This window comes from Leptolyngbya sp. 'hensonii', assembly GCF_001939115.1.
GTDB lineage: Bacteria > Cyanobacteriota > Cyanobacteriia.
On sequence record NZ_MQTZ01000046.1, the window covers coordinates 35,410 to 47,111 of the forward strand.

10 protein-coding genes are annotated in these 11,702 nt (G+C 52.4%); 4 read left to right on the forward strand and 6 right to left on the reverse strand.

The window, feature by feature from the left end:
* Positions 1-46 precede the first annotated feature (46 nt).
* Together BST81_RS18980 and csaB are read right to left on the reverse strand one after the other, a co-directional pair.
* The gene (locus BST81_RS18980) at positions 47-2,182 is read right to left on the reverse strand and encodes a serine/threonine phosphatase (protein WP_075600082.1); all 2,136 of its coding nucleotides are present in this window, start codon (positions 2,180-2,182) and stop codon (positions 47-49) included.
* Positions 2,183-2,442: 260 nt separating this feature from the next.
* A complete protein-coding gene (csaB, locus tag BST81_RS18985) occupies positions 2,443-3,495 on the reverse strand; it encodes a polysaccharide pyruvyl transferase CsaB (RefSeq protein ID WP_075600083.1) in 1,053 nt (350 codons plus the stop codon).
* A 66-nt stretch (positions 3,496-3,561) separates the two neighbouring features.
* Here csaB and BST81_RS18990 point away from each other — a divergent pair, with 66 nt between their 5' ends.
* The gene (locus BST81_RS18990) at positions 3,562-3,861 is read left to right on the forward strand and encodes a DUF2499 domain-containing protein (RefSeq protein WP_075600084.1); all 300 of its coding nucleotides are present in this window, start codon (positions 3,562-3,564) and stop codon (positions 3,859-3,861) included.
* 141 nt (positions 3,862-4,002) lie between these two features.
* On the opposite strand, the gene dnaK is transcribed toward BST81_RS18990, so the two are convergent.
* On the reverse strand, positions 4,003-5,892 hold the full coding sequence (gene dnaK / locus BST81_RS18995) for a molecular chaperone DnaK (protein WP_075600085.1): 1,890 nt from the start codon (positions 5,890-5,892) through the stop codon (positions 4,003-4,005).
* A gap of 528 nt (positions 5,893-6,420) precedes the next feature.
* Here dnaK and BST81_RS19000 point away from each other — a divergent pair.
* Positions 6,421-6,726, forward strand: coding sequence for an RNA-binding protein (locus BST81_RS19000; RefSeq protein ID WP_075600086.1), 306 nt, complete (start codon positions 6,421-6,423; stop codon positions 6,724-6,726).
* 69 nt (positions 6,727-6,795) lie between these two features.
* Here the strand turns inward: BST81_RS19000 and BST81_RS19005 are convergent, their stop codons facing one another.
* A complete protein-coding gene (locus BST81_RS19005; protein ID WP_075600087.1) occupies positions 6,796-7,089 on the reverse strand; it encodes a DUF2917 domain-containing protein in 294 nt (97 codons plus the stop codon).
* Between the two features lie 199 nt (positions 7,090-7,288).
* Between BST81_RS19005 and BST81_RS19010 the strand changes: the two genes are divergently transcribed.
* Complete coding sequence (locus BST81_RS19010; protein ID WP_075600183.1) at positions 7,289-8,788, forward strand: PLP-dependent aminotransferase family protein; 1,500 nt, start codon at positions 7,289-7,291, stop codon at positions 8,786-8,788.
* 14 nt (positions 8,789-8,802) lie between these two features.
* Here BST81_RS19010 and BST81_RS19015 read toward each other — a convergent pair whose 3' ends face one another.
* Positions 8,803-9,780: an ABC transporter ATP-binding protein gene (locus BST81_RS19015; protein ID WP_075600088.1), complete on the reverse strand. Its 978-nt coding sequence runs from the start codon at positions 9,778-9,780 to the stop codon at positions 8,803-8,805.
* Positions 9,781-10,474: 694 nt separating this feature from the next.
* On the opposite strand from BST81_RS19015, the gene BST81_RS19025 reads away from it, so the two are divergent.
* Complete coding sequence (locus tag BST81_RS19025; RefSeq protein ID WP_075600090.1) at positions 10,475-11,263, forward strand: NYN domain-containing protein; 789 nt, start codon at positions 10,475-10,477, stop codon at positions 11,261-11,263.
* Positions 11,264-11,336: 73 nt separating this feature from the next.
* Here the strand turns inward: BST81_RS19025 and BST81_RS19030 are convergent, their stop codons facing one another.
* The gene (locus BST81_RS19030; RefSeq protein WP_075600091.1) at positions 11,337-11,612 is read right to left on the reverse strand and encodes a GlsB/YeaQ/YmgE family stress response membrane protein; all 276 of its coding nucleotides are present in this window, start codon (positions 11,610-11,612) and stop codon (positions 11,337-11,339) included.
* Between the last annotated feature and the right edge of the window lie 90 nt (positions 11,613-11,702).

Sequence of the window (11,702 nt, forward strand, 5' to 3'; positions counted from 1 at the left end):
AACGGTCAGTGGGACTCGACCAGTCAATCCGTCAAATGACCCATCCCTATCGCTGTTTCATCAAGTCCAGATTAGGGCGAACCTTCAGTCGCACCAAGACGGCTGTGATATTGTCGTGGCCATTATACTCGTTGGCCAGATCAATGAGCTGACCGACGCCCCGATCCAGGTTGGCCTGGGAGCTTAGGAGGGGTTCCAGATGAGTTCGCCAATGGGCTTCCAGCAGATCATTATCCGTGAGCCCGTCAGAGCAAAGAACCAGCAGGGTATCTTCATTCACATCCAGCAGGCGAATATCTGGATTCATGAAGTTCTCATCCCTGGGGCCAAGGGCCTGGGTAAGTTGGTACGCATCTGGGCGGGCATAGGCGATCGTGGGTTCTACCCCCCGCTGAATCTCCCGTTGCCCCACATCATGGTCTGTCGTTAATTGCTCCAGGCCCCGCCTGCGGCTCACACAGTAAAGCCGACTATCACCCACATGGGCCACTGCAACTTGAGTTCCCTGAATCAGAACCAGGACCAGAGTGGTTCCCATGCGTCCGCTACCGGACCGGGCATTGCTCTGGTTCACATCATAAATCGCCTTATTGGCCAGATGGACTGCTTTTCGAATACTGGCCTGAGACGGGAATGACGTGGCTGGGTCGGCTTCATCCGACGCCTGCAGCCAGTTTTCCTGGAAGTATTGCTTGATGGTTTCCACGGCCAAAGCACTGGCGACCTCTCCCCCAGCATGCCCTCCCATCCCATCACACATAATATACAGACCCCGTGCTTGCAAAACACGCCCCGCAGGCCCTTCTGTCTTACGAAGATCGGTCACAACGCCAAAAGAATCTTCATTGTGGTCCCGCTGACGCCCCACATCGGTTCGCCCCGCATCTTCCAGGCTGTAAAGCTGCATCGGCAGGACAACGGTGGGCGCATCATCGGCCTCGCCACTATCTTCGTCTTCATCCTCCTCTTCGTCCTCTTCTTCGTCTTCCCCACCCAAACCAGTTGCTTCCAGACCCAGATCAGCCGTGACAGCATCATCGATCGGCAGCGATGAGAGTACCTCTGGCTCATAGAGGTTGAAGCTGGATTCATCCAGAGCCTCTGTCATCGTGCCAGAGAACTGGAGGGGTTGAGGTGTTTCAGCACCAGACATCTTGTTCATTCCGTCAAGGCTGGGCAAATCAGGCGATTCCGGCACCAGAACTTCTGCCCCCATCCCCGCTGAGGCAACCGGGGATTCTTGCAGATCAGCCGAGATCGTATACAGTCGGGATTGTAACGCTTCGATCGTCTGGAGTTTACCGCTCTGTATTTCACTGAGCAGGACGGCCAGAGGCCCAACCTGAGTCCGTTGGGTTTGACTAAATAGTTCCAGCCAAAACTGTCCCAAATTCTTCAAGGAGAGGGGAGGACCCACTTCCCGATAGAGTCGCTGTAGACAGAGAACCTGATCTTCATCCACCCGCAGATTTTTCAACTCCAGAAGGCTCTGACGACATTGCCAGGATTCGAACCCTGCCCAGAGTTCAGTCATTTCATGCAGCCAGTGAAGAACCTGCAGCGGGGGAACCTCCTCATCAGACCACAGGTCGAGGAGAGGTTGAAAATGAGTTCGGTCCTCCAGCAGTAATACTTCCTGGCCATTCTTACTCCAGGCATCGTGGATCAGGGGGAGGGTCTGGTGAAACTGGGAGTGGAGGGCCAAATAGGGACGGGCAATGCGGGGGATGGGGATACTTGAGGTCGCCTCTGGCGAGGCGGTTACGATTTCATCTCCAGGAGCCGCAATCGCCTCATTGAGAACCTGGCCCTGATTCAAAATGATTTCTAAATGAGAAAGCTGAAAGGGCTGGCAGTCCAGCACGCGGGCCTGGGCCTCAGAGGAGGTACTATTCGACGGCAACAGAGATTCAACCACCTTGTAGCGCTGAAGATCATCCAGATAAGTAGCTGTAGTGTTGGCCACAGCAGCACCCTGGGTTAATTTCTCGCCGTTTCCACCAGAAACAATTGCCCACAGGTAAGTTCCTGTAACAGTGCCACAATTGGGGCACTGCTCAGCTTCAAACTCCACTCTGGCACTACATTCAGGACAGATAATCAAGTTGAGGGGCGTCCCACACTCCTGACAAAATCTGTTCTCTTCCGGGTTGTCAAACTGACACTGAGGGCAAATTAGCATGGGGGGATTTCCTCAATTCCCATTATGTACAGGTTACCCGATCTATTCCTTTCCGAGTCATTATGCAGATTCACCTGAAATCATCAACTCATGAAATCCTGGTCATTTGTCCTTCATCATCAGATATTGATCATTGATTCAGGCAGGGGGTAACCCGTAATATGGTTCGTCTGTATACCAATTTTAATTAAGTAACCACTATACACCGCTTCACCGGAAGCGACGACATTCTGGTATAGGTTCTCCCTATAACCAAAGTGCTATGACTGCCGTAAGACCTGACTCAGCAAGTCTTGATGCATCAATGCGCGATCGACCAGAGAATGGACCCGATCGTCTGAGAGGGCCTGATCATTGGCATAACAGTCCAGCCAGACTCGACAGATCTGGTTGGGATCTTCTGGGAGTTGCGCCAACTCCCACCCCGGCAACTCCAGTTCGGCCATCAGACGACTCACTTTGGGATCATAGCTCAGGGCAAAACAGCGGCACCCCTCAGATGCTGCCATAATCAAGCCGTGGTAGCGCATGGCAATGGTCATTTCTACCCCTCGAAACACCCCCTTCAGTTCCTGGGGATTGTCTAATTGCAGGATCTGGCTGGGACCCTTCAGCCGGGATCGGATGGCCTGGGCGATCGCCAGATCCTGCGTGGCCTGAAACGGAACCAGTAGCACACAGGTCTGGGTGGCCACCTGAAAATCGACCAGAGCATGGATGAGCTGTTCGAGACGAGTTGGGGTGAGGCAAGGATGGGAGCGCAGGGCCACGGCAATCCGGGGTGCTGGCAAGTCCCACAGATGGCTGACCGGACTCGCCAGCATCGCCCACACCGGGTCTGGAGCCAGCATACAGGAAATGTTCCAGCTTGACAGCAGGGCTGCCGAGCCCTGATCGCGAACGCTGACCCCCTGACAATGCCTGAAGGTTTGACGGGCCAGCCAACGGCTGAAGGGACGATTTAAGGGGCCAATGCCCTGAGCCCAGGCGATCGTCCGGAGCCCCATGAGTTGGGCCAGACGCATCAGCCCCCCATAGTAGAGGGGGTTCATGGCACTGGTGGCGTCCTGCATCAGGCTGCCCCCGCCCCAAATCAGCGCATCAGCCCCACGCAAGACTCGAAACAGGGTCAGGGGTGCCTTGCGAGGATAAGCCTCGACCCCGTAGCGCCGCTCTGTCTGATGGGGATTGCCAGACAGGACAACTGGGGTCACATGGGGGGGCAACATTTGCAGCAGACAGGCCAGTAAGGCTTCGTCTCCCCCATTGCCATAGCCATAGTAGCCACATAAAACCGCCCGCATTTGTCCCATGATTTACATCGCCCTGTGCTTTTATACTAGGGTTTGCCCGTGCGTCCGTATACAGGATTCATTATTATGCACGTCCTCTCAATTCCCACCTGGATTATTCACATTTCCAGTGTGATCGAATGGATCATTGCTATCTGGCTGATCTGGACCTATGGCGAGATCAGCCAAAATCGCACCTGGCGATCGCTCTCGATCGCCATGCTCCCTGCTCTGGTCAGCGCCATGTGCGCCTGTACCTGGCACTTTTTCGACAACACCACATCCCTGGAGTGGCTGGTTACTGTTCAGGCCTCTACAACGGTACTGGGCAACTGTACCCTCTGTGCAGCAAGCTGGTGGATCTGGCAACAAAAAAATGCCGGATGAGAGAACCCCCCTCATCCGGTAACTCCTGATCCCAAAGTACTGGTTAGTCAATGATTCATCGACGGGCAGTTAAAATCTAGACCAGGGATTTGGGTTGAATTTTGTGGGTCTTCAACCCGTCACAATTTTCCTGATAGAACCCTACTTGGCATCAACAAAATCAGCATCAATCACATCTGAGTCGCTGGTGTTGCCTCCCTGGGGAGAAGCCCCATTGGGCGTACTGCCATTGGCCTGGGAATAGATGGCGCTGCCCACCTGCATCAGTGCTTCCTGCAAGGTACTGGAGAGGGACTTCATCTGGGCATAATCCTCCCGTTGCCCAGCCTCCCGCAGATCCTTGATCACCCCTTCGAGACGATCGCGATCGCCTGCTGGCACCCGATCGCCCAGATCTTGCAGTTGCTTCTCGGCCTGATAGGCCAGAGAGTCGGCCATATTCTTCGTATCCACCTGTTCCCGTCGCTGCCGATCGGCATCCGCGTTGCGCTCTGCATCCTTCACCATCTGCTCAATTTCCTGTTTGTCCAGGGTAGAGGCTCCAGAAATGGTGATGGATTGCTGCTTACCGCTGCCTTTGTCTTTCGCTGAAACCGATAAGAGACCGTTGGCATCGATGTCGAAGGTGACCTCGATTTGCGGGACTCCACGAGGTGCTGCGGGAATGCCATCCAGGTGGAAGGTACCCAGGCTCTTGTTGTCACCAGCCATTTCCCGTTCCCCTTGCAGGACATGAATTTCCACATTGGCCTGTCCATCGGTAGCCGTTGAGAACACCTCCGACTTCTTGGTGGGGATCGTGGTGTTACGGGGGATGATGCGGGTCATCACACCCCCCAGGGTTTCCACACCCAGAGAGAGGGGCGTTACATCCAGCAGCAGAACGTCCGTGACCTCCCCGGCCAGTACCCCCGCCTGCACGGCAGCCCCGACCGCAACCACCTCATCAGGATTGACGGTCATATTGGGATCTTTACCCGTCAATCGCTTGACCAGGGCCTGAACGGCTGGAATTCGGGTGGAGCCGCCTACCAGAACTACTTCGTCAATATTGGCAGCGGTCATTTTGGCATCTCGCAGGGCCTGCTCTACCGGTTGACGACAGCGATCGAGCAGGTCAGAACACATCTCCTCAAACTTCGCCCGGGTTAGGGTCAGGTCCACATGACGGGGACCCTCCTGGGTAGCGGTAATGAAGGGCAGGTTGATCCCGGCCTGGGTGGCACTGGAGAGTTCAATTTTGGCTTTCTCAGCTGCTTCCGTCAGGCGTTGCAAGGCCTGCTTGTCTTTCCGCAGGTCTACCCCCTCCTGTTTCTGAAATTCCTGGGCGATCCAATCGACAATCTTGCGATCGAAATCGTCCCCTCCCAGGTGGGTGTCGCCACTGGTGGCCTTCACTTCAACAATTCCATCCCCAACTTCCAGTAGGGATACATCAAAGGTGCCCCCCCCCAAGTCAAAGACCAGAATTGTTTCATTGTTTTTCTTATCCAGACCATAGGCCAGAGCTGCGGCAGTTGGTTCATTGACAATCCGCAGCACCTCGATTCCGGCGATCTTACCGGCGTCCTTGGTTGCCTGCCGCTGGGAGTCGTTAAAGTAAGCAGGCACAGTTACCACCGCCTGCGTAATTTTTTCTCCCAGGTATTTACTGGCATCTTCAACCAGCTTGCGCAGCACCTGAGCTGACATTTCCTCTGGCGCAAACTGTTTTCCTTCTACCGGACATTCGAGCCGGACACTATTTCCATCCCGAGTCACTTTATAGGCAACCTGAACCGCTTCCTGGGTAATCTCATCATATTTGCGACCAATGAAGCGCTTGACGGAATAGAAGGTATTGGCCGGATTCATGACGGCCTGCCGCTTGGCGATTTGGCCCACCAGGCGATCGCCACCCTTGGTGTAGGCCACCACTGAGGGCGTAGTCCGGTGCCCTTCGACGTTGGCAATCACGATCGGCTGCCCCCCTTCCATCACAGCCACACAGGAATTCGTTGTTCCCAGGTCAATTCCAACCACTTTAGCCATTCTGCTTGCCTCCTGAACTGGTAATAATTCCAGCCATACTTGTGCTGATTTCCTTTGTCCCCAGACTATCGAAACAACCCGGTCCTAGAGGTTCGGCTCTATGGTCAACCGGGATCGTAATTCCCGCACTTGGGCAAAGTTGGGGAGAGAATAGAGGTTTTTATTCAGTTGATTAAGTTTGAGTTAAATCATCGAATGAAAATACTTCATCCAGGTTGAAATCAAGTGGCAATATCTGAAACGAGAACTCAATATCCCGATTAAGGGCAAATTAAGAGCAGCCACAAAAGTGTTCATTGTGAACTACTTTGCCGGATGAATCTATTGTTCGATACGTGAATAACGATTTCACATTTAAGTCCTAAATAAAGACAAATTCTGATGACGACGATGATATTTTTCTATGAATCAGGTATGATGTCTACGAATATAAAGTTTGGCTGAAACATAGGTGGGGGTTGCCAGTAAGGCTTAATACCTATGTTCCGTTAAACTCATTAACTGTGTTATGCCAGCCTGGAGAGAATCGTGACTATCTACATCGGCAACCTGTCCTTCCAAGCAACTGAGGAGGATTTGAGGGAGATTTTCGCTGAATATGGTGAGGTCAGCCGCGTCAGTCTTCCGACAGATCGAGAGACAGGTAGAAAACGGGGCTTTGCTTTCGTCGAGATGAAGGACGAAGCGAAAGAAGATGTTGCGATCTCTGAATTAGATGGTGCCGAATGGCTCGGTCGAGAGCTAAAAGTTAATAAAGCTAAGCCTCGCGAAGACAGTCGGGGGAGTCGTAGTGGTTCTGCAGGCGTCTCGGGCAATTCTCGTCAGAGTCTCTAAGTTTAAATCTATTGGCTACGCCTCAAGCCTGTGATCCCTGGCTGGTCATTTTCCAGTCTGGAAAGATTTTCATACTTTCCAGATGACCATTGTTGCCCTCTCATTTCTCAGTGCAGAAACCAGCACTCCATCATTCTGGCCTGGAATAGAAAACCTTTCTCCTGCCTTGAGAATGACATCGGCTCCATTGCAGGTGATCCAAACGTGACCCGTGATTACCTCTATGACTCGATCGGATCGGGGCAGGGAGATAACCGCTGTGGCTGGCAAAATCAGGCCGCAGACCTTAGAGTCTGCTCGATTTTTGCCCAGGTTTAACCAGGGAACTGATCGAAGCCCAAAGAACGGAATTGAGGCTTTCATAGAGTCTCCAGATGATGGGCTGAACTTCTCCCAGCATCATCTAGTGACCGGAGGGATGAGAAGGTACAGATCTGGGTTATTCAAAGCAGTACAGTTGGAATTAATCCTAACTGTACCGGTGAAATTTTTCTGAACTGTACCGGGTCAACTGGAGTCCGATCTTCTATAGTCCGATCATGGCGTGATTGGCGATCCTGGCATGAATGTTCCCCTTGATCCGCGATCGGAACACCCCCTTTACCTGCAAATCCGAGATTACTTCAGCCGGTTAATCCAGTCTGAAAAGCTGGTTCCGGGCGATCGGCTCCCCTCGATTCGGAGCCTGTCCCAGGCGACTCGGGTCAACAAACTCACGGTTATTGAAGCCTACAGTGTGCTGGAGGCCGATGGATTGATCCATGCCCGCCAGGGAGCCGGATATTTTGTCAACAGGACGATCGCCTCAGTGGTACGGCTGAAATCCACGTTCAATCCCGACCAAAAAGTCATCATTCAGGAACAAGGCAGCGGTTCTTTTGTCCAGCAATTTACGGCATCCTTGCAAGCTCAGAAGCAGGGGAATATTCTGGACTTCAGTTCGGGGTTTCCCCGGGTCTCCGTTTCTGAGGAATTACAACGGATTACCCGACGGGCTGTAGCCGAGGCCACGGACAGCCTCTTCAAGTACGATTTCCCGGAGGGCCAGGTCAATCTCCGCAAGCAAATCGCCCAGTTGCTGCTCCAGCAGGGATTGGAGGTTTCACCGGAATCCTTAATCGTCACCAGTGGTTCAGAACAGGCCCTGGCGCTGGTTATGCGGTACACGGTGCGATCGGGGGATTGGGTGGTCGTGGAAACACCAACTTATCATGGGGCCCTGGCCATCCTGGAAAATTTGGGGGCCAGGGTGATTGGGATTCCCATGACCGTCGCAGGGATGAACCTGGATCTCCTGGAACAGTATCTCCAGAGCCATCGCCCCGCCCTGATCTACACCATCAGCACCCTGCACAATCCCACAGGGCTGACTACATCCCAGCAGCATCGGCAACGACTACTGGCCCTGGCCGAACAATACGAATGCCTGATCCTGGAAGACAATGCCTATGAGGGGTTGAACTTTGAACCGGCCCCACCCCCGATCAAGGCTCTGGATAGCCACGATCGAGTGATCTACACGGGCACCTTCTCTAAAACCCTGATGCCGGGTTTGCGGATTGGGTATATGGTTGTCACGGGAGCAGACTACAACCCATTACTGGAACAGAAAGTCCTGCACGATCTGCATACCTCTGGCGTGTCCCAGGCGATCGTCAGTGAGATTCTGGCATCGGGCCATTACCGTCGCTATCTGAATCGCCTTCGGACCACCAACCTCCAGAGTCGCAACACAATGCTCCAGGCCCTGGAACGTTATTTCCCCGAAGAGGTGAGTTGGACAATTCCCAACGGCGGGCTGTTCCTGTGGACCCATTTGCCTGATCGACTGTCCCTGCCCATCCTCTGTCGGGAAGCCCTCGCCCACCAGATCCTGATCTCGAATGGAGCGGCCTTCTTCCCCGGTCAGCAGGGCTATCCAGCCATGCGCTTGAATTTCTGTCAGTCGCCCCAGGAGATCGATCGAGGATTGGCCCTGTTAGGCGATCTGATGAAACGTCACCTGAGTTCCGGGCTGATCAGCAAAACATTAACTCCCGTTCATCTAGCCGCACAGTTTTAATTCCCAGCAGAAAATTATTTGATTTGGGCTCCCCGATCGCGCAGTTGCTGCATAAAAAATTCTTCCAGGGAAGGACGGGCCAATTGCATCAGGATCAGTTGAGCATCGATCAACTGCAAACTAGCGATAAAATCCTGGGGACTGCCCAGCAGATGCCCCTGCCAGCAACCATCCTGGAAGGACAGATCTGGAATGCGCTTCCGGAGAATTTCTGGATTGCCCCCCCGCACCTTCACCCGGTAACGGTCACTGATGCCAAGGAGTTCATCCAGGGACCCGATGCAGATCAATTCCCCTTGAGACAGAATTGCCACCCGATCGCAGATTTGCTCAACATCAGATAGCACATGGCTGTTGAAGAAAATCGTTTTCCCCTGTTCTTTAAGGGAGAGAATGATCTCGCGAATCTGATAACGCCCCATGGGGTCCAGTCCAGACATGGGTTCGTCCAGAAAAACCAGTTCTGGATCATTGATCAGGGCCTGGGCCAGACCCATTCGTTGCAACATACCCTTGGAGTACTGACGTAACTGGCGCTTGCGAGCCGTCGTCTGGGCCAATCCCACCAGATCCAGCAGGCGAATAATCCGTTGCCGTCGTTCCGCTCCTGGGATTTGAAACAGTTCAGCAGTAAATTGCAGCAACTCCCAGCCCGTGAGGTAATCATAAAAGTAAGGGTTTTCAGGCAGATACCCCACCCGTTGCTTGACGCTGCGATCGCCGATCGGCTTGCCTAACAGGGATCCCCGCCCAGCCGTAGGCCGGGTGATTCCGAGCAAGGTCTTCAGCAGGGTTGTTTTACCCGCTCCATTAGGACCCAACAGGCCAAAAGTTTCTCCTTGATAAACCGTGATGGAACATCCCTGTAGTGAAACTGTCCGCTGGTGAAACCAAAATCCCGTCCGGTAAATCTTCCGAAGATCTTGGGTTTGCACCACCACTGAACGTTCAGTAGGGATTAATTCAGGAGACACTTCGGTAACAGAATCCATAGCCTTTCAAAGTTCAAAGTTCAACGTCCACAATCAAATGGTCTTACCCTTGCAGGGGCACCAGGGCTATGTGAGAGATGCAAATCCTTTTCAGCCATCTTCTCAGATTTGAGTTTTGAATTTAATATTCTATTCTTTCCCCAGTTGGAGTGATTTTATATCAAGCTAGATAAGGAACATCAGACACTTTACTGTATCAAGTGCCTCAACCTATGGATCGGTCAAAAGTCGTAGCGATTATCACTGGCGTCATTTCGCTGTTTCTGGGTATCTTCTATCTGGTCCTCGTCCAGATGCTGGATTTTCGCGGCGAGATGCAACCGGCCCCAGTCAGCCAACTTCCTGCTGCCATTTATTCGAACCTCCCATTTTCAAACCAGTTCCCTGTCTAAGTAATCGGGTGAGATTAATTATAAAAATGGGGGTCTGGGGGCTTTTGCTGGCGCAACGCTTCGCGAACGCCCCCAGGAAGGGGGCATGCCCCCTTCACCCCTACACCTATCCTCGATTTAATTGTGCCGACCTACTTAGTACGCCCAATTAAACGGTTTGGAAGGGGTGGAGGGAGAAGCCCCAAGCCCCATGGTGCACCCCTCATTGTTTGTAATACCAGATGATAGGGATGCTCTGCTATGTTTTGAAGCTTTGCGAAACCGATCTAACCCGTTCGAAAGCAACCATATAGAAGAATTCTATGCAAGGCGAAGTTCAGTCTAGTTCAGCGCGGCTTGCTATCCTGATTGATGCAGATAATGCAAACCCCAATCTGATAGAACCGCTGCTGCAAGAGATTGCCACCTATGGGATTGCTCACGTTAAGCGCATTTATAGCGACTGGACCGACGGGCACTCCAATATCTGGAAGCCAAAACTCCATAAGTTTGCCATTCAGCCCATCCAGCAGTTCAAGTATACCACTGGCAAAAACGCCACAGACAGTGCCTTAATTATTGATGCGATGGATCTGCTCTACACGCAGAACTTCGATGGATTTTGCATTGTCTCCAGTGATAGCGACTTTACCCGTCTGGCTAGCCGCATTCGAGAGGCGGGACTCGTCGTTTATGGGTTTGGGGAAAAGAAAACCCCTGAAGCCTTTGTCAGTGCTTGCGATAAGTTTATCTATGTCGAGATTCTGGAGCGCACCAACACGACAGAACCCTCACAAGTCACGAAGGATACTTCCCCAGATCAGGCAAAGACCCCCAATAAACAGAAGATTGATAAGAAGCTCCTCAAACTCTTCAAAACGGCCTATGAAGCGATCGCAGGTGAAGATGGTTGGGCAAACCTGGGACCTTTCGGAGCCCAACTGAACAAGCTTTCCCCCGCCTTTGATTCCAGAAACTATGGGTATCAGAAGTTGGGAGCCCTGGTTCGAGCGACAGGAATCTTTGAAGTCAGGGAGACCCCCCATGATAAAAGCCCAACAGCCAAAGAATTGCATATCAAGTTAAAAGCCTCCACCCCAGGAATTCCCTGAGCAGGGACAAAAGCAAAACCCGCCTGCGCGGGTTCTCAAACTCTTATGGATTCCAATGCTCAGTCAAGCAGCATCAGGGAGTGCGCCGAGTGAGCAATCCCCACAGAAAAATCGCAATAATCGCACCGATCACCGCAACAAACAGCCCTGAAAGACTCAGCCCAGCGCCAGCAGCCGTGATCTGTAATGACCCCGTTTGTAACAGGGTAAAAAATGTGCCCCCGACAAAAGCACCAACAATTCCCAGGCAAATTGTGCCAAGAATACCACCTCCCTGAGAACCAGGATAGATTGCTTTTGCAATCGCACCTGCTAGCAGTCCCAAAACAGTCCAAGCAACTATATTCATGACATTCCTCAAAATTAATGTGTGGTTATTATGACTATTTCGACATTGACATTCTGTGCAATAACCTCCATTAATCTACTCAGAAAATTT